This window comes from Nonomuraea sp. B5E05 (genome assembly GCF_039880665.1).
Classification (GTDB): domain Bacteria; phylum Actinomycetota; class Actinomycetes; order Streptosporangiales; family Streptosporangiaceae; genus Nonomuraea.
Map to the genome: position 1 here is coordinate 278,573 of NZ_JBDPMJ010000003.1, position 25,018 is coordinate 303,590.

Here is a 25,018-nt window from a genome sequence, read left to right on the forward strand (position 1 = left end):
CCGTGCCCGAGCATGTCGAGGCGGGGAGGCAATACGCTGTGGAATGTGCCTGCGCCGTACCTGACCATCACCACCACCGTCGAGCACGAGACCGAGGCGCGGCGTTCGCGATTCATCTGCGCGCTGGCGCCGGCGCGCACGGTCGAGCAGGCTGCGGCCTTCATCGGCGAGCGCAGGCAGCGGCATCCGTTCGCCACCCACAACTGCACGGCCTACGTCGTCGGCGAGCGCATCCAGAAGGGCGACGACGACGGCGAGCCGGGCGGCACCGCGGGCACGCCCATGGTGCAGGCGCTGGTGGGCAGGGGATTCAGCGACGTGGTGGCGGTGGTGACCCGCTATTTCGGCGGCACCCTGCTGGGCGCGGGCGGGCTGGTGCGGGCCTACGGTTCGGCGGTGACCGAGACCCTGGATCGGGTCGAGCCGGTGCGGATGGTGCCGGCCAGGCTGGTGCGCGTGGCGGTCGCCCACGACCAGGCCGGCCGGGTGGAGAACGACCTGCGCGCCTCCCGCCACACGGTGCGGGACGTGACGTACGCGGGCGAGGTCTGCTTCGACGTGGCGGTGGGCGCCGACGAGGTGGCGGCGTTCACCGACTGGGTGGCCGGGCTGACGGCCGGCCGGGCCCGCGTCTCACTGGGCGAGAACCTCCACGTCCCGCAGTGATCAGCCCTCCAGGGCGTACTGCATGACGCGGAACTTCGCTTGGGCCTCGGCGAGCTCGGCGGCCGGGTCGGAGTCGCCCATGATGCCGCCGCCGGCGAACAACCGTGCGCGCCGCCCCTGCACCAGCCCCGAGCGCAGCGCGATGCCCCACTCGCCGTCGCCGTTGGCGTCGATCCACCCGACAGGGCCGGCGTAGCCCGCGCGGTCCATGCCCTCCAGCTCGCGGATGACCTCGATGGCGGTCCCGGTGGGGGTGCCGCCGACGGCCGCCGTAGGGTGCATCGCGGCGACCACGTCGAGCACCGACGCCCCATCGGCCAGCCGGCCGGTGACGTGGCTGGCCAGGTGCTGGACGTTGGGCAACATCAGCAGCTCGGGCTCGTCTGGCGTCATCAGCGCGGAGCACAGCGGCGCCAGCGTGTCGCGTACGGAGGCGATCGCGCACTCGTGCTCGTGGCGGTCCTTCGCCGAGGCGAACAGCGCGGCGCCCCTGGCGAGGTCGTCGGCGGGGCCGCTGCCGCGCGGGGTCGTGCCGGCCAGCACGAGCGATTCGATCTCCTGGCCCGTGCGCCGGATCAGCAACTCGGGCGTGGCCCCCACCAGCCCCGCCACCGAGAACGTGTAGCACTCGGGGTAGCGCCGCGCCAGCCGGGTGAGCAGCAGGCGCACGTCGATGGGCCGTTCGGCGGTGGCGAGCAGGTCGCGGGCCAGCACCACCTTCTCCAGCTCGCCGTCGCGGATGCGCCGCGCGGCGCGGGCGACGACGTGCTCCCACTCGGGGGCGCTCAGGCTGCCGTCGCCGTAGCTGATGCGGCCCGGCGTGCGTACGGGGGAGAACGTCTCCAGCGGCGCCTCGCCGATCGTGGTGAGCCAGGCGTGCCCGTCGCGCCGGGCGAGCACGGCCCTGGGCACGACCAGGACGGAGCCGCGGGCGTCCTCGTCGAAGGTGAAGCTGCCGAAGGCGACGGGGCCCGGGGCAGGGGCGCGCACGGCGTCGTCGACGTGGGCGTCGCCGAGGACGGTGGCCAGCCACTGGCGGGCCCAGACGAATCGGCCGGGGCCGGGGGGCACGGCGACCCGGGCGGCCTCGCCCCAGCCGACCAGGCCCTCGCCGTTTCTGACCCAGGCGTAAGGTGTCGTCCTGGGCAGGGAAGCCAGCAGGTCACCGGGGTCGCCGACAGGGGTGGTGCGAACCGGTAGCGGGCGGGTTGTTCCGAGCGCGACACTCACCCGAGACACTCTATGCGGGAACTGAACATGTTCGACTCGGACCCCCGTGAATGTGAGGTTGCGGACATCGAACCCGGTTATGACCGCACGCGCAGGGGTATCGGCCACGCCTCACCACCTGCGGGCCTGTCAAGCGGCGATATGAAGTCGGTCCTGAAATGACAGACCTTGCCCTGACGTCATAGGACCCCGGTGATCGGCTCCCTACCTTAGGGCCATGATCGCTCGTCTGGGCTCCGCCTCCCTCGCCGCCGTGGTCGTCCTCTCCGGCTCCGGCGTCGCGCGCGCCGCCGTCGTCCAGCCCGTTCCCGAGATCATGGCCGCGCTCGGCGACTCGATCTCCACCGGGTTCAACGCCTGCGGCTGGTACGTCTCCTGCCCCTCACGCTCCTGGTCGTCGGGCGACCACGGCGAGGTGTCCAGCCACTACCTGCGCCTGTCGCAGCTGTCGGGAACGCTCCACAAGCACAACCTCAACTTCGCCGTGCCCGGCTCGACCAGCGCCGACCTGCTCGGCCAGGTGAAGAAGGCGGTCGCGGCCAAGGCCGACTACGTGACGATCCTCATCGGCGCCCAGGACGCCTGCGTGCGCACCGAGCAGGCGATGACCCCCGTGTCGACCTACCGGGCCCGGCTGGACCGGGCGCTGCACGAGCTGCGGGCAGGGATGCCCGGCGCCAGGGTGTTCATCGCCAGCATCCCCGACCTGCGGCGGTTGTGGCGCGTGGGCAAGGACCAGGCGCTCGCCCGATCGTTCTGGACGCTGGGCCGCATCTGCCAGACGATGCTGGCCCGGCCCAAGTCGGCCAAGCGGGCCGACAAGGAGCGCAGGTCCAGGGTGCGGGAGCGGGTGATGGCCTACAACCGCGAGGCGGCCAGGGCGTGCGCCGCGTACGGGCCGGCCTGCCGCACCGACGGCGGCGCGGTGTTCTCCTTCCCCTTCACCCTCGAGCACGTCAGCAGGTGGGACTACTTCCATCCGAGCACGGCCGGGCAGCGGGTGCTGGCGGAGCAGACGTTCGAGCGCGGTTTCGACTGGCTCGACCCGCGATAGCCGTCATCGGCACTGGGCGAGCATGGCCTTCTTGTCGGCGCGGGTGACCGGAACGCCGTACTTGAGCGCGACCTGCGCGAAGCGGGTGACGTAGGCGCAGCGGATGACCCGGCGCGGCGGCAGCCAGCGTGACGGGCCGGAGGCGTCCTTGGCCTCGTTGGTGTCGCCGTCCACGGGCAGCAGGTTGAGCGGGTCGTTGGCGAAGTCGAGCCGTTTGGTCATCGGCCAGCGCGGCGCGCCCATGCGCCAGCCGTAGTTGAGCGGCACCACGTGGTCGACCTGCACCTCGTCGGCGCGGGACTTGCGCCAGTGGATGATCCGGCCGGTGTAGGGGTCGGTCAGCCTCATCGAGACGACCTCGCAGCTGGAGCCCGCCCGGTAGGTCACGTCGCGGCCGTCGCGGGCCAGGAGGTCGTCACGGGTGCGGCAGCCGTTGCGCGCGTACGGCACCCCCACGGCGTCGTCGGCCCAGTTGTCTCCGTACCGCGTGCGCCGGTATCCGGTGTTGGGGCCGAGCCGTTCAACCCGCAGCCGTTGGATGAGGGCGCGCGCGTCGGACTTCTCCGCGTCGGAGATGATAGGTGCCAGGCCGGGCAGCGTCCCGCTGACGTTGCCCAGAGGGCCGGCCGCGGTGGCCGGTCCGGTCTTGGCGTTGTTGATGAGAGAAACGACGATGACGGCTCCTGCCAGGAAGGCGATCGCGTCCTTCGTGCTCAACCGGTCCTCCGTGCGGCTCCCCAGGTTGTCTAGAGAGGTTCCCGGCATCCAGTGTGCCGACACGGGGAGTGTTTCGTGACTGATCGCCCGATCGATCCGGATGCCGATCTCCGCGTACCCACGCAACGCGCCGAGGTGAGCGGCCAGGTGCTCGCGGTGATCGCGGCCGGCGGCGCGCTGGGAGCGCTGGCGCGGCACGGCCTGCAGACCGCCATGCCCGCCGGTCCAGCGGACTTCCCGTGGGCGACGTTCTGGGTCAACGTGTCGGGCTGCCTGCTGATCGGGGTGCTCATGGTGGTGATCGCCGAGGTCCGGCGGGCCCACCGGCTCGTGCGGCCGTTCCTGGGAGTGGGGGTGCTGGGCGGCTACACGACGTTCTCGACGTACGCGGACGGTGTGCGGCAGACGGTGGAGGCGGGTGCGCAGGTGACGGGGCTGGCCTACCTGGTGGGCACCCTGCTGGCGGCGCTCGCGGCGGTGGTCGCGGGCATGTGGCTGACCAGGCGGATCGCCGGTCTCGCGCGGGCGAGGGCGAAATGACGGCGGCGCTGCCCAGGCGGGCCGATGACGGCGCACGCGCGGCGAGGGGCCGGTTAGTGATGACGGTGCACGCGTGGCGAGGGGCCGGCGAGCCATGACGGTGCTGCTGATCGTGCTGGGCGCGGCCGTAGGGGCGCCGCTGCGGTATCTGGTGGACCGGGCGGTGCAGGCACGCCACGACACGGCCTTCCCGTGGGGGACGCTGACGGTCAACGTGGCCGGGTCGGCGCTGCTCGGGTTCCTGGCCGGGCTGCCCGCGGGCGACGGGGTGATGGCGCTGGCGGGCACGGGGTTCTGCGGGGCGCTGACGACGTACTCCACCTTCGGGTACGAGACGGTCCGGCTGGTGGAGGAGGGCGCCCGCTTCCACGCGGTGGCCAACGCGGTGGCCAGTGTGCTGGCCGGGCTGGGCGCGGCCTACTGCGGCGTGGTGCTGGCACAGGCCGTGGCCTGAGCGTTCGCGGCCGCTCTGCGCCGGCGTGCGTGCGTGCCGTCGCGGCGGGCCAGCAGGTCGGCCAGCAGCTTGTCCCACTTCTGGCCGACGACGTCGGGGTCGTAGCCGCGGGCCGTCTCCAGCGCACGCGCGGCCAGGTCCCTGCGCAGCCCTTCGTCCTCGATGACGCGGATGATCGAGGACGCCAGGTTGGCGTTGGTACGCGGCTTGACCAGCAGCCCGTCCACCTCGTGCGTGATCATTTCCTTGGGGCCGTGCGGGCTGTTGAAGCTCACGATGGACAGCCCCTTGGCCATCGCCTCCAGGATGGTCATCGGGAAGCCCTCGTGGCGGGAGCTGAGCACGTAGATCGACGCCTTCTCCAGCGCCGCCCCCACGTCGGAGGTGGGCCCCGGCAGCTCCACCGTCTCCTGCAGACCCAGCTCCACGACCTGCTGGGCCAGGCTCTCCTCCTGCGGCCCGGCACCGTAGATGCGCAGCTTCCAGTCGGGGTGGGCCTCCGAGACGGTCTGCCAGGCGGTGATGAGCCGGTGGAAGCCCTTGATGCGGGTCATCCTGCCGACCGCCACGGCCACCTTGGCGTCGAGCTTGGCCGGGTCACCCGCCATCGGGGGTACGGCGTTGGGGATGCGGACCAGCTTGCGCGGTTGCTTCGGCAACATTTCCCGGTAGTCGCGCAGGTCGGCCTTGGTAAGGGTGACCAGAGCGTCGAGGCGGCGGTACCGCCACTTGATCAGTTCCTGGATCGGCTCGGCCTGGGTGCGCAGAGCCACGTGCTCCTGCCCGATGGTGATGACAGCGGGCCTGGCTAACTGGGCCATCACGAGGTTGAGCCCTGGACGGGTGCCCATCAGCACGCCGGTGTCGACCGAGCGGAGGTAACGGGTGAGCGCGAGGTCGGTCCACAGGGAGAACCGGTGGTAGGCCGTCTCTCCCTTCGGGATGAGCTTGCTCGGCAGCCTGGACAACATCGCGCGCAACGGGTTGGCGCCGGGCTTGAGCCGGTCGTCCAGATAGCGGAACTTCACGCGCGGATCAATGGGAAAGAACGGGTGCTCGGCCTCCTTCAGGATGCTCACGATCTCGACGTCGTGCTCCTTGGCGAGGTGGCTCGCCAGGTTGAACACCGTCCTGATGGTGCCGCCCATCCCGTTGGCGTGCAGCAACAGGATGCGGACCTGCCGCGTCGTGGGTGGCGGGGCCTTCCTGCCCCGGCGCCGGTCGTACCCCCGATACAGCCTGACCACGGCCGACTTACCCTTGCGAGCCAGTGCGCGCACCTGACGTAATCCCCTCTGGGCCGGAAGAACTATGAACACACATGGCCGGTGGCGCGGGCTTCCGCCCTGCCACCGGCCTTTTCTTCGCCTTGGCGGAGTGCACGTTGTTCATCCCCTGTGCGCTTTCCCCACCTATGATCTTTAGACGCCAGATATATGGCTAAGGTTGCACGCGCGGCTTATGCCGGATGATCTCCCAGGTAGAACGCTGATCACGCTTTGGGATGCGTTCGCCCGCGGTCGCGGGCCCGCGGCTTCCGATCGACGGGACAGCCGAGGCGCGGCTCCCTCGGCTGCCCGGTCATGGCGTCCGGCTCGGCGGGCGGGTGCCCCAGACCGCCCGCCGTCCGGTCAGGGTCACCCCTCGTCCGGAGCCTTCCTGGTCTCCTTCTTCGTCTCCTTGGTCTGCCTGCTCGTCTTGATGGCCTGCTTCTTCGACTTGCCGGTCTTGGCCGCGGGTTTCTTCTTCGTGTCAGCCATGGGAATCCCCCCGTGTACGGACGTGGTGCACCCCTATTAGTGCACCACGTGCGTTAGTACCCAACTAACGAAGAAATCCGACATACCGCCTATCGGGTGGGACGGTCGCCCGACGGCTCCGACCACCACACGCCCTCACCATGCGTCAGACCGGGCAACCGCTGCTCGGCCTCGTGCACCGCGGCCGGTCACAGGAGGCGGAGCTGCTCGGGCTCGGCCGGCGCCGGTGGACGGCGGGGCGGGACGCGGCGGGCCATGGCAGGGGTGGCGCGGCCGACGCCGTGGCGCTCGGCCAGCTCCTTGACCAGCCCGGTCACCCGCGCCTGGTAGGTCTTGGGCGCGTACGCACCTCTGCCGTAGAGCTCCAGATAGCGCGGCACCAGCCGCGGGTGCTCGCGCGAGAGCCACTCCAGCCACCACTCGCGCGCCCCCGGCCGCAGGTGCAGCACGATGGGCGCGAGGTGGGTGGCGCCCGACTCGGCGATCTCCTTGACCGTGCGCTCCAGCTGGGCGGGGGAGTCGGTGAGGTAGGGCAGGATCGGCGCCATCAGCACGCCGCAGGCGATGCCGTTGTCGTTGAGAGTGGCGCACGTCTCCAGCCGTCGCCGCGGCTGGGGTGTGCCCGCCTCGACCGCCCGCCACATCCCGGCGTCGACGAAGCCGACCGAGACGTTGGCGCTCACGTCGGTCACGCCGGCGGCCTCGGTCAGCAGGTCGAGGTCGCGCAGGATGAGCGTGCCCTTGGTGAGGATGGAGAACGGGTTGGCGGCGTCGCGCAGCGCGGCCAGGATGCCGCGCATCAACCGGTAGCGGCCCTCGGCCCGCTGGTAGCAGTCGACGTTGGTGCCCATCGCGATGTGGTGACCGCCCCAGCGGGGCGCGGCCAGCTCCTTGCGGGCCAGCTCGGCGGAGTTGACCTTGACCACGATCCTCGAGTCGAAATCCGCTCCGGCGTCCATCTCCAGATATTCGTGCGTCTTTCGGGCGAAGCAGTAGACGCAGCGATGGCTGCAGCCGCGGTAGGGGTTGATCGTGTACTCGAACGGCACCCGGCTGGCCCCCGGCACCTTGTTGATGATCGACCGAGCCTGGATCTCGTAGAAGGTCATCCCCTTGAATTCGGGCGTGTCGAACGTGCGGGTGACCGCGCCGCGGGCGAACAGCGGCACGGCCGGATCGTCCTGACCGGGCGCGGCCAGGCGCAGGTTGTCCCAGCGCATCCCATGATTAGAACAAGGATTCGAGCGTGATCGCAAATGGAAAGAGGCGGCAATTACCTGGTCGGGCGGGGGCTAATGATCTTCATGGTTGGGCAGAAACACGCCTGAAGAGCTTGCGTTCGGGAGGTGCACCCATGGCCTGGTCGCAGGACGAGGAGCGGATGCTGGCGGAGATCGAGCAGCACCTCGTCGACGACGACCCGCGACTCGTGGCTCGGCTCGAGTCGTTCAACGAGCGGGTCCGTCGCAGCGAGGCGAAGACCCGGCGGCCACCGGGCGCCCCGCGCAGACCACGCCGCTCGACCGTGATCATCCTGATCAGCTGGCTGCTCATCGCGACCCTCATCGCCACTCTCCTGATCATGGTGCTCCGCCTCGACGCCGCCGCCGCTCTCGCTCTGACCACGGCCTTCTGACCCCGGCCTGAACCCCGGCCTGGATCCCGGCCTGGATCCCGGCCCTCCGTTCGCCTCCCGACCTCGCGAAGCCGGATCTCTGGACGGCTCAGCCTGGACATGTGGCACGCGCACGCATGGCCCCGCACAACTCGCCGCCCCGTCGCAGGTGATCACCGGGCGTGGTGCTGCCGCCACCGGTAGGTCGCCAGCCCTTCCTCCTTGATGGCACTAGGATTCCTTACTCCTGTTAGGAAGGCACCGTTCATATCCCCGGAGGAGGGTGGGCCCATGGCCGCGCAGGGCGCGAGCAGGCGTGACAGGGTCAGGCAGGCGACGCTGGCGGAGATCCGCGCGGTCGCGCGCAAGCTGCTGATCGAGCAGGGTCCGGCCGCCGTGACGGTCAACGCCGTGGCCAGGGAGATGGGGATGAGCGGGCCGGCGCTCTACCACTACTTCACCGGGCACGACGAGCTGGTCGGCGCGGTGACCGCCGACTTCTTCCGCGAGCTCACGGCGGTGGTGGAGGCGGCGCGCGACTCCTGCCCGCCGGACGAGCACGGCCGCCGGCTGCTGGCGGCGTGCCGGGCGATGCGTGGCTGGGCGATCACGCATCGGGCGGAGTTCGGCTGGGTGTTCGCGAGCCCGATCACCGCCAAGAGGCGGCCCGACTCGCCGCGCGAGCTGGCCGGGCGCGACTTCGAGCAGGTCTTCCTCGAGGAGGTCGCCGAGATGTGGAAGGTGCGCCCGTTCCCGGTGCTCGCGCCGGGGGAGCTGCATCCGTCCATCGCGGAGCAGTTGCGCGTGTACGCCGACTCGTCCGGGGTGGACATGCCGGTGGAGGCCGTACACGTCTTCCTGACGTGCTGGATCAGGCTGTACGGCGTGCTCTGCATGGAGGCGCTCAACCAGCTGAGCTTCGCCTACTCCGACCTGGAACCGGTCTTCGAGGAATGCCTGCGGGAGATGGCCCCCAAGCTCGGCCTCGACTACGACGAGGCGACCTCGTCCCGGTGACGGTCTTTACGCCCGCTACTCGTGCGCGTATATTCGTAGACGAGTAGGAGGTGGGCGGGATGGCGAAGCGGCGACGGGTCGGAAACCTGATGGCGCTCGCCGTGCTGACCGCGGTCGTCCAGCGGCCGATGCACCCCTATGAAATGGCCTCGGTCCTGCGGGCACGCGGCAAGGACCAGGACATGCCGATCAAATGGGGATCCCTCTACACCGTGGTCCGCAACCTGGAGAAACACGGCCTGCTGGAGGTCGTGGAGAGCGGGCGGCAGGGCGCCAGGCCGGAGCGCACGGTCTACCGCGTCACCGACGCCGGCCGCCAGGAGGCCGACGACTGGACCCGCGAGCTGCTGTCGGTTCCCGAGCGGGAGCCGACGGCGTTCGAGGCCGGGTTGTCGGTGATGGGCGGTCTCGATCCCGACGAGGTCGCGCCGCTGCTGCGGCAGCGGCTCGACGAGCTGCGACGCCAGATCGGCGACGACCGCCGCGCTCTGGAACACCAACGTGGCGAGTTGCCCCGGCTCTTCCTCCTGGAGTCGGAGTACGCGCTGGCGATGCGGGAGGCCCAGGCCCGCTGGGTGAGCTCGCTGCTGGCGGAGTTCGGTGGAGGCGCGTTCCCCGGCCTGGAGGAGTGGCGCGCCTATCACCGTACGGGCCGGATGCCCCCTGACGTGGCGGACCTCGCCGAGAGGGGCCGCACCGACTGACCAGCCCAGGCCACCGAAAGGCCCGGCCGCACCAGCTGACCCCGGGCCGCCCTCAGGTCCGCCCATGGGAAACCCCTGGGCGGCGGGCGATTCCGGGCCCCTCCAAGGAACCCTGGGCCGCGGCGAGCGGACCTCGGGCCGTACCACGAAAAACCGGCGGCGGTGTTGCAGCACCGCCGCCGGGAGACCTCGCACCGCAGACCGCGCGAAGCGGACCCCGGCCACGAGATGGCACTCGCAACAATAGCCGGGCTCCCTTCACGGGCGGAAACCACCATGGGAGCCAAGCATGACGACCACCACCACCTTGGGCGACGTGACGTCGAAGGACGGCACCACGATCGGCTACCACCGGCTCGGCGACGGCCCCGGCCTCGTCTTCCTGCACGGAACCATGCAGGTCGGCCGTAGCCAGATCGAGCTGGCCCAGGCACTGTCGGACGACTTCACCTGCTACCTGCCCGACCGCCGGGGCCGCGGCATGAGCGGCCCGCACGGCCCCGCCTACGGCGTCGAGCGGGAGACCGAGGACCTCCACGCCCTGCTCGCGGCGACCGGCGCCCGCTACGCCGTCGGCATCAGCTCGGGCGCCATCATCGCGCTGCGCACCGCCCTCACCCGGTCGGCCCTCGACAAGATCGTGCTCTTCGAACCCCCGCTGGACATCGCCGGCTCCAACCCGACGGACTGGCTGCCCCGCTTCGACCGTGAGATCGCCGCGGGCGACACCACGGCGGCGCTGGTCACCGGCATGCGGGCCACCCGCATGGGCCCACCGATCTTCACGATGATGCCGCGCGTCCTGCTGAAGTGGCTCACCGTCCTGGCGCAGAAGGGGCAGGAGAAGGCCTCGGCGAAGGGGGAGCCGGCGTTCGACGAGCTCGCCCCGACGCTGCACTACGACGTGCGGGTGGTGGCCGAGACGGCCACGGCCGGCGATCCGGTGGCCTACCGGTCGGTGGACGCCGACGTGCTGCTGCTCGGCGGCTCCAGAAGCCCGGCCTACCTGCGGACGGCGCTCGACGCGCTGGAGCGCGTGCTGCCGCGCGCCCGCCGGGTGGAGATGGCGGGGCTCGGTCACAGCGCCACCTGCAACGCCGCCCGGCGCGGGCGGCCGGAACGGGTGGCCGCCGAGATCCGCGAGTTCCTCGCCTGAGCCCGGCTCAGAGGCCCTTGAGGAAGGTGGCCGCCACGGGGGCGGCCACCGACCCGCCGCCGCCACCGCCCTCCACGACCACCGCGAACGCCACGTCGTCCTTGAACCCGATGAACCAGGCGTGGCTGTCGAGCTTCTCCCCGGTGCCGTATTCGGCGGTGCCGGTCTTGCCGTAGGTGCCGGCGGGCAGCCCGGCCGCCTTGGCGGTGCCCTTGGTCACCACGGCCGACATCATCGCGTGCAGGCCGTCCTTGACCCCTTCGGGCAGCTTCTGCTCCGAGGCCTTCTGCTTGAGCTCGGGCACCAGCGTCGGCGGCCGCCATGTGCCGTCGGCGATGGCGGCGGCCACCGAGGCCATCGACAGCGGGCTCGCGGTGATCCTGGCCTGCCCGAACGACTCCGCGGCCAGCTCGGCGTCGGACTCGGCCTTGGGGAAGCCGGCCTCGGTGGCCGGCACGCCGATGTTGAGCGGCTGGTTGAAGCCGACGGACTCGGCCGCCTCCAGCAGCTTGTCGGCGCCCAGCTCCCGCTGGGCCAGCGGCGCGAACGTCGTGTTGCACGAGTGGGCGAACGCGTCGAGGAACGACAACGACCCGAACTCCGCCTTGTCGGAGTTACGGATCTTCAGCCCGCCGACGGTGGCGTACTGCGGGCACGTCACCGTGTCCTCCTCCGACACCCCGGCCGCCAGCAGCCCGATCGCGGTGACCGCCTTGAAGGTCGAGCCGGGCGGGTAGCGGCCGTCCAGCGCCCGGTTGAAGCCGCCCTTGTTGTTGACCACGGACAGGATCTCGCCGGTCGACGCCTTGATCGCCACCATCGACGCGGGCTTCTCGATGTCCTTGACCGCGTCGACCGCGGCGGCCTGCACCTTCGGGTCGAGCGTCGTGCGCAGGGGCTCGCCGTCCTTGCCCTCGATGGTCTCGAGGGTCTTGCCACCGAGCATGATCTCCGTGGACGGTGCGCCGGCCAGCTGCTTCTGGAACGTCCGCTGCAGCCCGTGGTGCCCGATGGTCTGCCCGGGTTCGTAGGCGGAGCCGAGCTTGGCGGCGTCTTTCTTGGAGGCCTTGTCGAGATAGCCGACGAGCTGCTGCACGGAACCGCCGACCGTGCCGGTGTCGATGCGCCCGCCCTCGGCGTCGGTGATCTCGGCGCGCTCGGGCCAGCGGGTCTTCACCTCGAACGACGCCCCCTCGGTCATCGACGGGTGCAGCGTCGTGGGCTTCCAGTCGACCTTCCAGGTGCGGTCGGCCACCTTGAGGTCGATCTCGCCCTCGTAGATCCAGGTGCCGATGTCCTTCAGCGTCAGGGTCGCGGTGTAGGGGGCGCTGGCCCGGTCGTCGCCCTCGGTGATCTGGCCCAGCCGGATCACGGTCGACTCCACCGCGAGCGCCTCGCGTTGCTGGTCGTAGGCGCTGAACTGCTGCGGTGCGGCCAGCTCGGCCGCCATGGCGGCCTTGTCGCCCGCCTGCCACGCGGCGGCGAAGCGCTGCGCCGTCTCGGCGGGCGTGCCCCTGGTGTGCAGCACATAGTAGGCGCCGCCGCCCGCGGCCCCCACCGCGAGCACGGCGGCGACGGACACGATCGCGATCGTACGACCCCGCGCCACTGATCAGCCCCCTCGTCATCGACGCCGGACGGCCCGGCTCATGGTGTGCCGTTGGCGGCGGCCTTGAGGCTCGACGCGTAGGCCGGCACGTATTCCTGCCCGGACAGCTTCTGGATGGCCGCCATGATCTCGTCGGTCACCCGGCGGCGGTCACGGGCCTTGGTGTGGTCGCCGTCGAAGCGCATGGGCGCCCCGATGGCGATGCCGATCCGCGCGGGCCTCGGCACCGACGTCCCGGGCGGCAACACCTTCTCGGTGCCGCTGAGCGCCACGGGCAGCACGGGGGCGCCCGTCTTGAGCGTCAGCCAGGCCACGCCGACCTTGCCGCGGTAGAGGCGGCCGTCGGGGGAGCGGGTGCCCTCGGGATGGATGCCGAACAGCTCGCCCCGCCCCAGCAGCGCGGCGGCCTCGTCGAGCATGACCTGGGCGGCGTGCGCGCTCTCGCGGTCGATCGGCAGGCTCCCGCCCAGCCGCATGAAGAACCCGGAGATCGGATTGCCGTCGAAGTATTCGTTCTTGGCGGTGAACGTCACGTGCCGCGGCAGCAGCGCGGGCAGCAGGAACGAGTCGAGCACCGACAGGTGGTTGGCGGCCAGGATCGCGGGCCCGCTCCTCGGCACGTGGGCCGCACCGGTGACATGCGGCCGGCACATGGCGTGTGCCAGTGGCGCGGCGGCGAACTTGACCACTTCGTACAGCAACGAGCACTCCTGCGATCATCGGGCGGTCGGCCACCCCACCATAAAGCAGGCGTCCCGCCGGTGGGCGGGACGCCTGGAAAAGCTGTTAAGGCCGATGTGGCGGTCGCCTCCTCGGCGAGATGCACAACACGGCTCCAGCCGAACGGTATTCCGTGAAGGCGGTAATTTGCGGCCCGGGGGACACAGACCACATCGGCCTTTCGATGCTAACGGACATCCGGCGACGCGAATTCCATACGCCCCCAAGAATCGGTCACGTTCTCGTCCAATGTGGTTGCGCCACGTCGAAGACCCGCTGCTCACGGCCACGCAGCGCCACCTCCGCGAACTGCCACAAAATCGCCCCGGTCGGCGCGTGGATCACGATCGAGGGGCCCAGCGGCATCTGCAGCAGCTTCCCCTTCCAGCGCGGCACCCCCGGCGCCAGGAACCGCTCCAGCGGCACCGCGTGCACCGAGGCCACCTCTCGCGGGTCGGCCACCGGCTCCTGCCGGCCGCCGAACGCCACCACCGGCGTGATCACGAATCCGGAGTCGGTGACGAAGTCGTCGAGCAGCCCGGCCACCTCGACCCCGGTGACGCCGGTCTCCTCGGCCAGCTCGCGCAGCGCCGCGTCCACCGGCCGCTCGCCGTCGTCGAGCCGCCCGCCGGGCAGCGCCCACTGCCCGGGGTTGCGGCCGTGCGGCGCCCGCCTGATCAGGATCGTGTACGGGCGGCGCTCGGCGTCCTCCAGCACGCACACGGTGACGGCGGCCCTGCGCACCCCGCCGACCGGCGGCACCTGCCTGCGGTCGAAGGCGGCCAGGTGGGCGATGATCTGCTCGCGCAGCACGTCGATGGGCGACAGCACGCCACCAGGATCTCACGGCGCGTGTGACGCGCGCGGGACCATGACGACCTGGGCGCCGGCGACGCGCGGCGTCAGGCGTACATGCTGCTCATGACCACGATGCCGAGCACGAAGCCCAGGATCATCCCCACCCCGGCGGCGACGGCGGCCCACTTGCCCAGCGGCTCGCCGCGCGTGTGGCCGACGATGCCCAGCACGATGCCGGCCAGGCCGAACAGGATCGGGATGAACAGCACGGCCACCGCGGCGCAGACGAACCCGATGATCGACAGCACCTGGCCGGCCGGTCGCGGCTGATGGGGCGGTTGCGGGTAGGGCGGCGGCTGCGACCATGGGGGCGGAGGTTCGTCGCCGTGGGGCGGCTCGGAGGACGTCGTCACTGCGCTGGCTCCTCTCGGAGGCGTGAACCACATCACACCTCGCCACGGCGGCCCTGTCGAGCCGGTGAGCCGGATCGGCATTCCCGCGGCTTCAGCGGGGCCGGGTGAGCTGGGGAGGCAGCGCACGCGCGTGCACGACGTCGAGCCGGGAGACGGCCCGGGTGAGGGCGACGTACAGGCGGTTCAGCCCGCGCCGCTCCGCCTCGGCGATGGCGGCGGGCTCGGCCACGATCACGTGGTCGTACTCCAGCCCTTTGGCCATGGCGGCGGGCAGCACCGTCAGCCGCTCGCCCGCGTCGACGCCCTCCTCCCGCAGCGCCGAAGCGACCTCCTCCACGTCCGTGCCGGCCGCGATCACCCCGATCGAGCCCTCGAACGCCAGCGCCTCGCGCACCGCCGCCACCACGCCCTTGGCCGGCGTCGCCACCTGGATCACCCGCAGCCGGCCGTCGGCGCGGTACGAGCGTGTCGCGGGCACCTCCACGTCGAGCGCCGCCAGCAGCGTGTTGGCCAGGTCGACCACCGCCGCGGGCACTCTGAAGCCGGTGGTCAGGGCGACGATCCGGGCGTCCGGCTTGCCGAACAGCTCCATGCGCTCCCGCCACGAGGTGGCGGCCCACGGGGTGGTGCCCTGGGCGAGGTCGCCGAGCACGGTGAGCGAGCCGTGCTCGCTGCGCCTGGCCACCGCCCGGCACTCCATGGGCGACAGGTCCTGGGCCTCGTCCACGATGACGTGCCCGTAGCCGCGCGGGCGCTCCATGAGCGCGGCGAGCTCGTCGAGCAGCACCAGGTCGGCATCCGACCACGTGGCGCTCCTGACGCTGCGGGGCGGCCTGTCCCAGGTGATGGCGGCGCGCTCGGCGTCCGACAGCACGCCGGCGGCCGGGTCCGGGCCGGGTCCTGGGCCGCGCAGCAGCTCGTACAGGACCTCTACGGGCCTGACGGCGGGCCAGAGCGCGTCGAGCGACGAGGTGACGCCGCGGCCGATCTTGCGGAGCCAGGCCGCGTTCGGCGTCTGTCCGCGGGTCTCGGCCTGCCGCCGGATCGATTCGACCACCCTCGCGCGTACGCGTTCCCGCCCCACGGCGTACGGGAGCGACTCGCGCCGGGTGTCGTCGACGAAGCGGCGCAGTTCGTCCTCGTACACCCGCCACCGGTAGGAGCCGTCGGGCACCACGACCGGCTCGACCGGCTTGCTGATCCGGGCGTACAGGGCCTTGCGCAGGACCTTCGCCATCCGGGCGTCATGCTTGACGGCGGCGGCCTCCTCGCTGTCGGTCGCGGTGACGGGCAGCGCGCCGAGCAGCCGCCCCAGCGTGGTCTGCTCGACGTCCACCTCGCCGAGCGCGGGCAGGACGGCGGAGATGTAGCCGAGGAAGGCCCGGTTGGGGCCGAGCACCAGCACACCCGAGCGTTCGAGGCGCTGGCGGTGCGCGTACAGCAGGAAGGCGGCCCGGTGCAGCCCGACCGCGGTCTTGCCGGTGCCGGGGGCGCCCTGGACGCAGATCGAGGTGTCCAGGGCGGCGCGTACGAGGTCGTCCTGCTCGGGCTGGATGGTGGCGACGATGTCGCGCATGGGGCCCACGCGGGGGCGTTCGATCTCGGCGGCGAGGATCTTGCTCCCACCCTCCTCGCCCTGTTCGAGCCGCTCGTCCTCGAAGCCCGTCAGGGTGGTGCCCGACCAGCCGAAGCGGCGGCGCACCGCGACGCCCTGGGGGTCGCGGGCACCGGCCCGGTAGAAGGCCCTGGCGACGGGCGCGCGCCAGTCGATCACGAGGGGCGGGCCGCCGTGCTCGCCGGTGATGTGGCGCCTGCCGATGTGGTACGCGCGGCCGCGGTGCTCGGCCGAGCCCGGCCCGAAGTCGAGCCGGCCGAAGAAGGGCGGCCCTTCGGGCTCTTCGCCGAGCTCCTTGGCCAGGCTCTTGAGGTGACGCCCCAGGCGTTCCGCGCTGTAGCGGTCGCCGGCCACGGCCTCGCCGACGATCACGTTGTCACGCGCGCCCTGCACCATCCTGCGCAGTCCGGCCCTGCACTCTTCGACGTACTGTCTCTCGTCGTCGAGCGTGCCCATCGCACCCCCAAGTGTTAACTCGGTTAAAAGATTAACCAGGTTAACACTTTGGTAGGGTGTGCTCATGACGGGACTTCGAGAGCTGCAGCGGCAGCGGGTGCACGACGCCATCTCGACGGCGGCCATCGCGCTCTTCCTGGAGCGCGGGTTCGACGAGGTGCCCGTGACGGAGATCGCGGCGGCGGCCGGCGTGTCGAAGCCGACGCTGTTCAAATACTTCCCGACGAAGGAGGACCTCGCCCTCCACCGCATCGCCGACCACCGGGGGGAGTCGGCGCGCGTGGTGCGGCGGCGCGCGCCGGGCGAGGGGGCGGTGCGGGCGCTGCGCCGCCACTTCCTCGACGGGCTCGCCCGGCACGACCCCGTCACCGGGCTCAACGACGACCCCGAGGTGGTGGCCTACCACCGGATGGTGTTCTTCACTCCCGGCCTGGCGGCGCGGTTGTTGCAGCACATGGCGCAGGAAGAGCGGGCACTCGCCGAGGCGCTGGCCGAGACGGCCGACGACCTCACCGCGGGCCTGCTCGCGGGGCAGGTGCTGGCCACGCAGCGGGTGCTGGCCAGGCGCACCTGGGAGCAGCTGGCCGGCGGCCGCCCGCTCAGTGAGGTCGAACCCGAGGCGGTTCGCGCGGCCGAGCGGGCGTTCTCGCTGCTTCCCGCGCTGTGATCCGCGCGCGGGCTCAGCCGGTCCCGGCCGATGGCGGGGCCGCCACCCACGTCTCGTGCAGGTGCAGCCAGTCCAGGCCCGCGCCGCGCCGGAACACGACCGTCGCCCGGCGCCCCCGCGCGTCCGGTGGCGGCGCGGGCGCGCCGGGAGCCGTCCCGTGCCATTCCTCGTAGGTCGCCACCACGAGATCGCCCGAGTCGGCCACCACGCGGACGTCGCGGATGGTGATCCTGAGATCCGGCGCGCTGCCGTGGGAGCCCTCCACCCAGGCCAGGACCTCCTTCTGCGCCATCGCCACCCCGTCGGGGCCGACCAGGGTGAAGTCCGGTGCGAGCGCCCCGGCGAAGGGCCCGAAGTCCGCCCGGTCGGCCGCTCCGGTCAGCCACCCCTCGATCACCTGGTGCAGGCGGATCACCTCGTGCTCGGCGTCCGTCATGACAGGCCCCTGGCGGCGATCCAGTCGCGCAGCGGCGTGAGGGAGATGCCCAGCCGCTCCCCGGCGTCGTGGACGGTGGCGAAGAAGCCGTCCGTGTCGCGGATCCACCGGTAGGTGCCGGCGACGCCGGCGGCCGTCGGCGCGCCCGCCATCCGCGCCAGGTCCGCCTCGAACGCGTCCACGTCCTGCTCCTCGTAGCGCACCCGCGGCCCGAACGCCGCCGCCAGCTCGTGCCCCGTCAGCGCCTGCGGCCCGCCCACGTCCAGCGTGAGCCCGTCCAGCCCGTCGCGCGTGAGCGCCGCGGCCGTCGCCGCGCCCAGGTCGTCGTGCGTCAGCCACGGTACGGCGACCCGCGCGGGGACGGGGTACCGCAGCACGCCCGAGATCTCCAGCGGGCCGGACACCCAGGGCGCCAGCAGGTTGTCGGCGTACAGGGGCGGGCGTAGCACCACCACCGGCAGCCCGCTGCCCAGCAGGGTCGCGGCCGCGCTCGCGCGCGTGTCGAACGCGGCCACGCCCGTCTGGCGGCCGGGCAGCCGGTTGCCCGTGTTGAACACCAGCCGCCGCACTCCGCCGGCCCGGGCGCCGCCGATCACGTGGCGCACGTGGGCGGAGACCGTGGCGGGGTCGAATGCCAGGGGCAGCACCACCGACGCGTGCGTCACCCCGTCGAACGCCTCCTTCACCCGCCCGGCGTCACCGAGGTCGCCGGGGAAGGGCCGTACCCCTTCAGGGACGTTCGCGGTGCGGGAGAAGCCGCGGACCTCGTGCCCCTCCGCGATCAGCCGGCGGGCGACGGCGCCGCCCTGGGCGCCCGAGGCGCAGCCGCTGGACGGCCCGCGCGCCGTGGGCTGTGACGGGCGAGCGGGAAGACTGCGCCCTGCTGCACTACATCAGCGAAGGCACGTGCGCGGTGGAGCTGCCGGGGGCCGAGCCGGTGCTGCTGAGGGCCGGGGAGCTGGCCGTCTTCCCGCACGGCTCGGGCCACCGGCTCGGCGACGCGCCCGGCGGCCCCGCCGTGCCGCTGGACAGCCTGCTCCCCGGGCGGGAGCCGGGCCTGACGCGCAGGGTGTCGATCGACGGCCCGGGACCGCCGACCGGCGTGCTCTGCGGCGGGCTGCACTACGACGCCGCCGCGGCGGCCCCGCTCTACCGGGCGCTGCCGCAGATGCTCGTACTGGACCGGGCGGCGATCGCCGGCGAGCCGCTGCTCGGCGACGTGCTGGACCGGCTGGCCGGCGGCTGGGACGGCGGGGAGCCCGGTCTGGAGATCGTCGCGTTGCGCGCCTTCGAGCTGGCCTTCGTGCTGGCCCTGCGCGCGGCCCTCGCGAACCTGTCCGAGGGCGAGCCGATCCTGCGCGCCCTGCGGCATCCGGCCGTCGGGGCGGCACTGCTGGCCGTGCAGACCAGGTTCGCCGAGCCCTGGACGGTGGAGTCGCTGGCCGAGGAGTCGGGACTGTCGCGCTCGGCGTTCGCGGCGGCCTTCCGCGAGCTCGTCGGCGAGGCGCCGATGCGGCACCTGACCGCCCGCAGGATGCAGGAGGCCGCACGGCTCCTCGCCGAAAGCATCCTCCCGCACAGCCGGATCGCGCGGCGTGTCGGTTACCGGTCGGCGGTTGGGTTTCATCTGGCTTTCAGGCAATGGCATGGTGTGACGCCCGGCGAATATCGCAAGAACGCCGACGCCCGCGCAGGTGGGAAGGGGTGACCGGCTTGGTGGGCGCGGTGGCCGGTCAGGTGAGGGGGCGGGGGGCGGGCAGGCGGAGGCGGTCGACGGCGTCGCGGCGGGTCTTCTCCGGGCGGCGGTCGTAGCGGGCCGTCGTGGCGGGGGAGGAGTGGCCCACCAGGGCCTGGGCCGTCGCCAGGTCCACCCCGGCGTCCAGCAGCTCGCCGATGAACGTACGGCGGAAATCGTGCGCCGTACGCCGCGACGCGCCCGCCTCCCCGAACCGGCGGGCCAGGATGTCGGCAATGCCCTGCCCGGTCAGCCGCACCGGCCGGCCGTCGCGCCGCCGCAGGGTGCCGTACTTGCTGATCGGGCTGAACAACGCCCCCGGGCCGGTCCCGCGGATCGCCAGCCACCGCTCGACGAGCCCGATCGCCTCCGCCGTCAGATAGACCAGGCGCTCCTTGTCGCGCTTGCCGCGCACCCGCAGGGACCGGGCGCCGGGGTCGTAGTCGGCCAGCGCCAGACCCGAGAGCTCGGCCCGGCGGCAGCCGGTGGAGTAGAGGACGGCGATCAGTGCCGCGTCGCGCACCCCGGAGGGGGAGTCGTCGCAGGCCGACAGGGCCGCCCCGACCACCTCGGGCGGGACGTGGTGCCCGGTGGGCAGCCGGCTCTGGCGTACGGGGGCGAGGTCCGAGGCGCGGGCGAAGTCTTCGGCGCTGGTCTGGCCGAGCCGCCACGCCTCCTTCAGCACCCGCCGCAGCGCCACCAGGTGCTTGTTGACGTACGCCGCCGACCAGCCCTGGTCGGTGAGCATCGTGCGGATCCGGACGGTGTGCTCGTAGCGCAGCAGGTGCCACGGCTGGCCCGCGCCCGTGGCGCCCTCGTCGCCGGTGAGCAGCCGGGCCAGCCGGTCGAGGCAGCCGCGCATGGTGCGGCGCGACTCGGGGCTGGTGAGCGAGTCGAGATAGACGTGGTAGGGGTCGCGCGCCGGCTCGACCGGCAGCGCCGCGGCATCGGGCACGGCAGGCAGGCTCACCGGGCCGATCTTACGGCCCCGCCGCCCTCGAGCCCATCCGGGCGGCGGCCCGCGACGCGTGGGCCGCCGGCCCGCGGCCTGTCAGAAGGGGCCGGTGAGCTCGCCCAGCTTGTCGGTCAGCTGCAGGTTGGCCGCGTAGTCGACCGGGACCGCGATCACGGACACGACGTCGTCGGCCAGTGCCTTGCGCAGCGTGGGCAGCAGCTCGGCGGCGCTGGTCACGCGGTGGCCGCGGGCTCCGAAGCTCTCGGCGTACGTGACGAAGTCGGGGTTGCCGAACGCGACGTGGGAGCCGCGCCCCAGCTCCAGGTCCATCTTCCACTCGATCAGCCCGTAGGCGTCGTCCACCCACACCAGCACCACGAAGGGGATGCGCTCGCGCACGGCGGTCTCCAGCTCCTGGCTGTTCATCAGGAACGCCCCGTCGCCGGTCGCCGCCAGCACCTTGCGCTCAGGACGGGCCAGCTTGGCCGCCAGCGCGCCCGGCACCGCGAAGCCCATGGACGACAGCCCGTTGGAGACCAGCATCGTGTTCGGCTCGTAGGTCGGGTACATGCGGGCCATCCACATCTTCACCGCGCCGGTGTCGGCCAGCACGATGTCGTCGCGGCCCATGGCCTCACGGATGTCGGCGACGATCCGGCGCGGCGACAGCGGGAACGCGCCCTCGGCCCGGCCCTGCGCCAGCTCCTCGCCGATCATGCGGCGGATCTTCTCGCCGGTGCCGTTCATCTCGAACCGCCGGTGCACGGCGTCGCCGAGCGCGTCCAGCGAGCGAGAGACGTCGCCGTGGACCCCGACCGCCACCGGGTAGTGGTCGTCCACCTCGGCGGGGAACCGGTGAACGTGGATGATCTTCTTGTCGCGCAGCGGGTTGATCTTGACGGGGTCGAACTCCTGCAGCTCGTATCCGACGCTGATCAGCACGTCGGCCTCGTCGAAGCCGAAGTTCACGTAGTCGTGGCGCATGAAGCCCACCGCCCCCAGCGCGTGCCGGTGGTCGTCGGGGAAGACGCCCTTGCCGTTGAACGTGGTGGCCACCGGCAGCCCGAGCCGTTCGGAGAAGCGCACCAGGGCCTGCGAGGCGCCCGCCCTGGTCGCGCCGTGGCCGGCCAGCACGATGGGCCTGCGGGCGCCGTCGAGCACCTCGGCGGCGCGGGCGATCTGCGCGGCAGAGGGATCCTGCGGGCGTACGACGTTCACCGGGAGCGGGGCGAGGCCGTCGGGGATCGGCGCCGACTCGACGTCCTCGGGGATCGCCAGGTAGACGGCGCCGGGCCGCTCGGTCTGCGCGGTCTTGAACGCCTTGCGGATCATCTCGGGCAGCGCCTGCGGCGACGGCACCAGCTCCGCCCACTTGGTGATCGGCCTGAACAGCGAGACCAGGTCGACCACCTGATGAGACTCCTTGTAGATGCGGTCGAGCCCCACCTGGGCGGTGATCGCCACCACCGGCGTGCTGTTGGTGGTGGCGTCGGCCACGCCGAGCTGCAGGTTGATCGCGCCGGGGCCGAGCGTGGCCGACGCCACGCCGGGCTTGCCGGTCAGCCTGCCGTAGATCTCCGCCATGAACGCCGCGCCCTGCTCGTGACGTACGAGGACGTAACGGATGGAGGAGTCGTGGAGCGCGTCGACGAAGTGGATGTTCTCCTCACCGGGGATGCCGAAGACGTATTCGACGCCCTCCGCCTCCAGTGCCTGCACGATCAGCCGGGCGGCGACGGCCTGCCGGGACATGGGAAACGCCTCTTTTCGTGGAAGACTGCGTTCCTCAACAGCACCGGGAGACCCCGGTTCATTCCAGCCCGGCCACCCCTTCGAGCAGCCGGTCGACGTCGGAGCGGTCGTTGTAGTGCACCAGGCCCGCGCGCACCGCGCCGCCCGACTCGCGGATGCCGAGCGCGCCGGTCAGCTCCCAGGCGTAGTTGTGGCCGTTCCACACGTTCACGCCGAGCCTGGCCAGGTGCTCGGCGACCTGGCGGGGGGTGTGGCCGGCCACGTTGAAGTAGGCGGTGGCGGTGCGCCTGGCGGGCTTGCCGTACACGGTGACGTGCGGCATCGTCTCCAGCCCTTCGATCAGCACCTGGAACAGGGCCAGCTCGTGCTCCTCCGCCGCGGCCATCGAGGCGAGCAGGCGCTCGCGGCGGTTCCCCGCGCCGGGGACCATGGAGGCCAGGTGGTCCACGGCCGCCGTGACCCCGTCCAGGTCGGCGAACGCGGCCGTGCCCGTCTCGAACCGCTCCGGCACGGTGTCGGCCGAGGAGGCCAGCTTGTCCGGCCGGATGGTCTCCAGCAGTGCCGGGTCCGCCACCACCGCGCCGATGTGGGGTCCCGACCACTTGTACGCGCTCGTGGCGTAGAAGTCGGCGCCCAGCGCCCGCATGTCCACCGGGCCGTGCGGGGTGGCGTGCACGCCGTCCACGTACGTCAGCGCGCCCGCCCGGTGCGCCAGCTCGGCGATCGCGGGCACGTCGGGGCGGGTGCCGAGGATGTTGCTCGCCGCCGTCACCGCCACGACCCTGGTGCGCTCGCCGATCAGGCTCTCGTACTGCTCGACCGGCAGTTCCCCGGTGACCGGGTCCACCTCGGCCCAGCGTACGGTGGCGCCGGTCTGGGTCCAGGGGCGCACGTTGGCGTCGTGGTCGAGCCTGGAGACCACGACCTCGTCGCCGGGTCCTGCGACGGCCCTGGCCAGGCGGTAGGTGAGCGTGGTCATGTTCGGGCCGAGGATGACGCCGTCCGGATGGCCGCCGACCAGGTCGGCGACGGCGGCGCGGCAGGCGGCGACGATGGCGTCGGAGCGGTGGCTGGCGGGGAAGGCGCCGCCGACGTTGCCGATCCCGGTCCGGTATGCGGTGGAGATGGCGTCGATCACCGATTGCGGCGTCTGCGTGCCGGCGGCTCCGTCAAGATAGGCGTAGCCGTCGGAGAGTGCGGGATAGGTGGCGCGTACCGTTTTGATAGGGAAAGGCATGGTATGTAGATGCTCAGCCTCGGAGACCTCAATCGTGCCACGCCGACGCGTCAGCACCTTCTTGTGCTGTCGTGCGAAGAACGCGGTGTCCCACGGACCTGGCCGCCGCCGGGCAGTGAGCTGAAGAGGTCTGCGGATCTCGCGGGAAGGGAGCTGGACGACGTGCCGAACGCGCCCTTGACGTGGATGGCCGGCCTGTCCGGGCGGAGGCTGGACGGATGCCCCAGCTGACCGCCCTGGACGCGCAGTTCCTGTACTTCGAGACGGCCACGAACATCGCCAACATCGCGGGCCTGGCCGTCCTCGACGGCGACCTCCACCGCGCCGACCTGCAGGCCCTCCTCGAACAGCGGCTCCCGTACGTGCCCGCGCTGCGCCGCAAGCTGGCCCCGGTGCCGCTGGGGCTCGACCACCCGTACTGGATGCAGGAGGACGATCTCGACCTCGACTACCACGTGCGCGAGATCGGCCTGCCCCCGCCCGGCGACGAGCGGCAACTCGCCGAGCAGGTCTCGCGGCTGCACGCCCGCCGGCTCGACCGGCGCCGGCCGCTGTGGGAGATCTACCTCATCCACGGGCTGTCCGGCGGCCGCATGGGCCTCTACACGAAGATCCATCACGCGGCCGTGGACGGGGTGGGCGGCGCCGACGTACTGGCCGCGCTGCTCGACACCGGCCCCCGGCCCGCGCCACCGCCCGAGGCCGAGCCCGAACGCGACGCCCCGCCTCCCGGGGAGGCGGAGATGCTGGCGCGCGGCCTGGCCAGGCTGGCCGGCAACCCCGCGCACGCCGTGCGGTTCGCGTCCATGGCCGTCCCCTACCTGGACGAGATCCCCGTCGTGTCCTCACTGCCCGGGGCCCGGTTCGTCTCCGGGCTGGCCCGCAGGCTGGCCGGCGCCGGGCAGGTTCCCGACCTGCCGACGCTGCCCGCGCCCAGGACGCCCTTCAGCGGTCCCGTGTCGGAGCACCGGCGCTTCGCGTACGTGTCGCTGCCGCTGGACGAGCTCAAGCAGGTGCGCAAGGCGTTCGGCGTCACCGTCAACGACGTGGTCATGGCCGTGTGCGCGGGAGCGCTGCGCGGATGGCTGGCCGCGCACGGAGGCGTCCCGAGCCAGCCGCTGGTGGCGGGCGTGCCGTTCTCGCTGCGGGACGCCGGGGCCGAGGGGCCCGGCAACCAGGTGACGATCATGACCGCCCCGCTGGCCGTGCACGTCGCCGATCCCGTCGACCGGCTGCAGCACGTGCGCCAGGCCATGGGGCGGCTCAAGGACCGGTTCTCGCCGGCGTCCGCGCGGTGGTTGCGCGAGTTCAGCGAGTCGATGCCCGCCGCCCTCATGGGCCTGGCCTCCCGCTCGGCGTTCGCCCTGCTCGGGCAGGCCGCCCCGCCGATCAACCTGATCGTCTCGAACGTGCCCGGACCCCAGTTCCCCCTGTACGTGTGCGGGGCCCGGCTGCTGCACCACTATCCGGTCTCCGTGATCTCGGACGTGAGCGGCGGCGTCAACATCACGGCCTTCTCCTACGACGGCTCCCTCGACATCGGCGTCATCACCGACCGCGCGATGGTGCCCGACGCCTGGGAACTGGCGGGATACCTGCGCGACGCCCTCGCCGACCTGCGCGACGCGGAAGCCGACGTGCCGCAGTAGCGCCTGCGGCCGGTCCATGATCCTGAACCGCCGGGTGCTCAACCGCACCACGCTCGACCGCCG

Annotated in this window: 25 protein-coding genes and 1 pseudogene; 11 read left to right on the top strand and 15 right to left on the bottom strand. The window is 72.1% G+C overall.

The features are described 5' to 3' along the window. The first annotated feature begins 45 nt into the window (after positions 1 to 45). On the top strand, positions 46 to 666 hold the full coding sequence (locus ABGB01_RS07665; protein WP_347771690.1) for a YigZ family protein: 621 nt from the start codon (positions 46 to 48) through the stop codon (positions 664 to 666). On the opposite strand, the gene ABGB01_RS07670 is transcribed toward ABGB01_RS07665, so the two are convergent. Continuing rightward, positions 667 to 1,896 carry an isochorismate synthase gene (locus ABGB01_RS07670; RefSeq protein ID WP_347771692.1) on the bottom strand — a complete coding sequence of 410 codons (1,230 nt, stop codon included), beginning with the start codon at positions 1,894 to 1,896 and terminating at the stop codon, positions 667 to 669. Positions 1,897 to 2,113: 217 nt separating this feature from the next. Here ABGB01_RS07670 and ABGB01_RS07675 point away from each other — a divergent pair, with 217 nt between their 5' ends. Beyond that, positions 2,114 to 2,950, top strand: coding sequence for an SGNH/GDSL hydrolase family protein (locus tag ABGB01_RS07675; protein ID WP_347771694.1), 837 nt, complete (start codon positions 2,114 to 2,116; stop codon positions 2,948 to 2,950). 3 nt (positions 2,951 to 2,953) lie between these two features. Here ABGB01_RS07675 and ABGB01_RS07680 read toward each other — a convergent pair whose 3' ends face one another. Further along, positions 2,954 to 3,667 (bottom strand): HNH endonuclease family protein, encoded by a 714-nt coding sequence (locus ABGB01_RS07680; protein ID WP_347771696.1) that lies wholly within the window; start codon positions 3,665 to 3,667, stop codon positions 2,954 to 2,956. A gap of 75 nt (positions 3,668 to 3,742) precedes the next feature. Between ABGB01_RS07680 and ABGB01_RS07685 the strand changes: the two genes are divergently transcribed. Both ABGB01_RS07685 and crcB read left to right on the top strand, forming a co-directional pair. Next, positions 3,743 to 4,207: a CrcB family protein gene (locus ABGB01_RS07685; RefSeq protein ID WP_347771698.1), complete on the top strand. Its 465-nt coding sequence runs from the start codon at positions 3,743 to 3,745 to the stop codon at positions 4,205 to 4,207. A 94-nt stretch (positions 4,208 to 4,301) separates the two neighbouring features. After that, entirely contained in the window at positions 4,302 to 4,661 is a 360-nt protein-coding gene (crcB, locus tag ABGB01_RS07690) for a fluoride efflux transporter CrcB (RefSeq protein WP_347771700.1), read from the top strand. Here the strand turns inward: crcB and ABGB01_RS07695 are convergent. From ABGB01_RS07695 to ABGB01_RS07705, 3 genes are all read right to left on the bottom strand, one after another. Beyond that, positions 4,625 to 5,941 (bottom strand): glycosyltransferase family 4 protein, encoded by a 1,317-nt coding sequence (locus tag ABGB01_RS07695; RefSeq protein WP_347771702.1) that lies wholly within the window; start codon positions 5,939 to 5,941, stop codon positions 4,625 to 4,627. The two genes, crcB and ABGB01_RS07695, sit on opposite strands and share 37 nt — an antisense overlap. A 357-nt stretch (positions 5,942 to 6,298) precedes the next feature. After that, entirely contained in the window at positions 6,299 to 6,421 is a 123-nt protein-coding gene (locus ABGB01_RS07700) for a hypothetical protein (RefSeq protein ID WP_347622073.1), read from the bottom strand. 188 nt (positions 6,422 to 6,609) lie between these two features. Further along, positions 6,610 to 7,641 (bottom strand): Rv2578c family radical SAM protein, encoded by a 1,032-nt coding sequence (locus ABGB01_RS07705; protein ID WP_347771704.1) that lies wholly within the window; start codon positions 7,639 to 7,641, stop codon positions 6,610 to 6,612. Between the two features lie 134 nt (positions 7,642 to 7,775). On the opposite strand from ABGB01_RS07705, the gene ABGB01_RS07710 reads away from it, so the two are divergent. The 4 genes from ABGB01_RS07710 (at position 7,776) to ABGB01_RS07725 (ending at position 10,913) form a co-directional block, all read left to right on the top strand. After that, entirely contained in the window at positions 7,776 to 8,057 is a 282-nt protein-coding gene (locus tag ABGB01_RS07710; protein WP_347771706.1) for a DUF3040 domain-containing protein, read from the top strand. A gap of 270 nt (positions 8,058 to 8,327) precedes the next feature. Next, complete coding sequence (locus ABGB01_RS07715; protein ID WP_347771708.1) at positions 8,328 to 9,053, top strand: TetR/AcrR family transcriptional regulator; 726 nt, start codon at positions 8,328 to 8,330, stop codon at positions 9,051 to 9,053. Between the two features lie 59 nt (positions 9,054 to 9,112). Beyond that, positions 9,113 to 9,757, top strand: a complete 645-nt coding sequence (locus ABGB01_RS07720; protein ID WP_347771710.1) for a PadR family transcriptional regulator — start codon at positions 9,113 to 9,115, stop codon at positions 9,755 to 9,757. Between the two features lie 289 nt (positions 9,758 to 10,046). Beyond that, positions 10,047 to 10,913 (top strand): alpha/beta hydrolase, encoded by an 867-nt coding sequence (locus ABGB01_RS07725; RefSeq protein ID WP_347771712.1) that lies wholly within the window; start codon positions 10,047 to 10,049, stop codon positions 10,911 to 10,913. Between the two features lie 7 nt (positions 10,914 to 10,920). On the opposite strand, the gene ABGB01_RS07730 is transcribed toward ABGB01_RS07725, so the two are convergent. The 5 genes from ABGB01_RS07730 to ABGB01_RS07750 form a co-directional block, all read right to left on the bottom strand. After that, on the bottom strand, positions 10,921 to 12,495 hold the full coding sequence (locus ABGB01_RS07730; protein WP_347771714.1) for a penicillin-binding transpeptidase domain-containing protein: 1,575 nt from the start codon (positions 12,493 to 12,495) through the stop codon (positions 10,921 to 10,923). A 65-nt stretch (positions 12,496 to 12,560) separates the two neighbouring features. Then, positions 12,561 to 13,223, bottom strand: coding sequence for a lysophospholipid acyltransferase family protein (locus ABGB01_RS07735; RefSeq protein WP_347771716.1), 663 nt, complete (start codon positions 13,221 to 13,223; stop codon positions 12,561 to 12,563). Between the two features lie 253 nt (positions 13,224 to 13,476). After that, entirely contained in the window at positions 13,477 to 14,073 is a 597-nt protein-coding gene (locus tag ABGB01_RS07740; RefSeq protein ID WP_347771718.1) for a CoA pyrophosphatase, read from the bottom strand. A 71-nt stretch (positions 14,074 to 14,144) separates the two neighbouring features. Beyond that, positions 14,145 to 14,453, bottom strand: coding sequence for a hypothetical protein (locus ABGB01_RS07745; RefSeq protein ID WP_347771720.1), 309 nt, complete (start codon positions 14,451 to 14,453; stop codon positions 14,145 to 14,147). A gap of 91 nt (positions 14,454 to 14,544) precedes the next feature. After that, positions 14,545 to 16,524, bottom strand: coding sequence for an ATP-binding domain-containing protein (locus ABGB01_RS07750; RefSeq protein WP_347771722.1), 1,980 nt, complete (start codon positions 16,522 to 16,524; stop codon positions 14,545 to 14,547). A gap of 64 nt (positions 16,525 to 16,588) precedes the next feature. Here ABGB01_RS07750 and ABGB01_RS07755 point away from each other — a divergent pair, with 64 nt between their 5' ends. Then, positions 16,589 to 17,191, top strand: coding sequence for a TetR family transcriptional regulator (locus ABGB01_RS07755; RefSeq protein WP_347622059.1), 603 nt, complete (start codon positions 16,589 to 16,591; stop codon positions 17,189 to 17,191). A gap of 13 nt (positions 17,192 to 17,204) precedes the next feature. Here ABGB01_RS07755 and ABGB01_RS07760 read toward each other — a convergent pair whose 3' ends face one another. Together ABGB01_RS07760 and ABGB01_RS07765 are read right to left on the bottom strand one after the other, a co-directional pair. Next, entirely contained in the window at positions 17,205 to 17,627 is a 423-nt protein-coding gene (locus ABGB01_RS07760) for a nuclear transport factor 2 family protein (protein WP_347771724.1), read from the bottom strand. Then, positions 17,624 to 18,436, bottom strand: a pseudogene (locus tag ABGB01_RS07765) (NAD(P)H-binding protein); the annotation flags it as partial. The pseudogene ABGB01_RS07765 and the gene ABGB01_RS07760, both read right to left, overlap by 4 nt. Positions 18,437 to 18,480: 44 nt before the next feature. On the opposite strand from ABGB01_RS07765, the gene ABGB01_RS07770 reads away from it, so the two are divergent. Next, the gene (locus tag ABGB01_RS07770) at positions 18,481 to 19,335 is read left to right on the top strand and encodes an AraC family transcriptional regulator (protein WP_347771726.1); all 855 of its coding nucleotides are present in this window, start codon (positions 18,481 to 18,483) and stop codon (positions 19,333 to 19,335) included. Positions 19,336 to 19,360: 25 nt separating this feature from the next. Here the strand turns inward: ABGB01_RS07770 and ABGB01_RS07775 are convergent, their stop codons facing one another. From ABGB01_RS07775 to ABGB01_RS07785, 3 genes are all read right to left on the bottom strand, one after another. Then, a complete protein-coding gene (locus tag ABGB01_RS07775; RefSeq protein WP_347771728.1) occupies positions 19,361 to 20,332 on the bottom strand; it encodes a tyrosine-type recombinase/integrase in 972 nt (323 codons plus the stop codon). Between the two features lie 81 nt (positions 20,333 to 20,413). After that, positions 20,414 to 22,069, bottom strand: coding sequence for an acetolactate synthase large subunit (locus ABGB01_RS07780; protein WP_347771730.1), 1,656 nt, complete (start codon positions 22,067 to 22,069; stop codon positions 20,414 to 20,416). A 58-nt stretch (positions 22,070 to 22,127) separates the two neighbouring features. Further along, positions 22,128 to 23,306, bottom strand: coding sequence for a cysteine desulfurase-like protein (locus tag ABGB01_RS07785; RefSeq protein WP_347771732.1), 1,179 nt, complete (start codon positions 23,304 to 23,306; stop codon positions 22,128 to 22,130). A 218-nt stretch (positions 23,307 to 23,524) separates the two neighbouring features. On the opposite strand from ABGB01_RS07785, the gene ABGB01_RS07790 reads away from it, so the two are divergent. After that, a complete protein-coding gene (locus tag ABGB01_RS07790; protein ID WP_347771734.1) occupies positions 23,525 to 24,955 on the top strand; it encodes a wax ester/triacylglycerol synthase family O-acyltransferase in 1,431 nt (476 codons plus the stop codon). Positions 24,956 to 25,018 lie beyond the last annotated feature (63 nt).

What these genes read in the sequence shown, in the direction of transcription:
- ABGB01_RS07675 (WP_347771694.1), top strand. Translation starts at nt 2,114, where the DNA reads ATGATCGCTCGTCTGGGCTCCGCCTCCCTCGCCGCCGTGGTCGTCCTC.
- crcB (WP_347771700.1), top strand. Translation starts at nt 4,302, where the DNA reads ATGACGGTGCTGCTGATCGTGCTGGGCGCGGCCGTAGGGGCGCCGCTG.
- ABGB01_RS07700 (WP_347622073.1), bottom strand. Translation starts at nt 6,421, where the DNA reads ATGGCTGACACGAAGAAGAAACCCGCGGCCAAGACCGGCAAGTCGAAG.
- ABGB01_RS07705 (WP_347771704.1), bottom strand. Translation starts at nt 7,641, where the DNA reads ATGCGCTGGGACAACCTGCGCCTGGCCGCGCCCGGTCAGGACGATCCG.
- ABGB01_RS07710 (WP_347771706.1), top strand. Translation starts at nt 7,776, where the DNA reads ATGGCCTGGTCGCAGGACGAGGAGCGGATGCTGGCGGAGATCGAGCAG.
- ABGB01_RS07715 (WP_347771708.1), top strand. Translation starts at nt 8,328, where the DNA reads ATGGCCGCGCAGGGCGCGAGCAGGCGTGACAGGGTCAGGCAGGCGACG.
- ABGB01_RS07720 (WP_347771710.1), top strand. Translation starts at nt 9,113, where the DNA reads ATGGCGAAGCGGCGACGGGTCGGAAACCTGATGGCGCTCGCCGTGCTG.
- ABGB01_RS07725 (WP_347771712.1), top strand. Translation starts at nt 10,047, where the DNA reads ATGACGACCACCACCACCTTGGGCGACGTGACGTCGAAGGACGGCACC.
- ABGB01_RS07750 (WP_347771722.1), bottom strand. Translation starts at nt 16,524, where the DNA reads ATGGGCACGCTCGACGACGAGAGACAGTACGTCGAAGAGTGCAGGGCC.
- ABGB01_RS07755 (WP_347622059.1), top strand. Translation starts at nt 16,589, where the DNA reads ATGACGGGACTTCGAGAGCTGCAGCGGCAGCGGGTGCACGACGCCATC.
- ABGB01_RS07760 (WP_347771724.1), bottom strand. Translation starts at nt 17,627, where the DNA reads ATGACGGACGCCGAGCACGAGGTGATCCGCCTGCACCAGGTGATCGAG.
- ABGB01_RS07780 (WP_347771730.1), bottom strand. Translation starts at nt 22,069, where the DNA reads ATGTCCCGGCAGGCCGTCGCCGCCCGGCTGATCGTGCAGGCACTGGAG.
- ABGB01_RS07785 (WP_347771732.1), bottom strand. Translation starts at nt 23,306, where the DNA reads ATGCCTTTCCCTATCAAAACGGTACGCGCCACCTATCCCGCACTCTCC.
- ABGB01_RS07790 (WP_347771734.1), top strand. Translation starts at nt 23,525, where the DNA reads ATGCCCCAGCTGACCGCCCTGGACGCGCAGTTCCTGTACTTCGAGACG.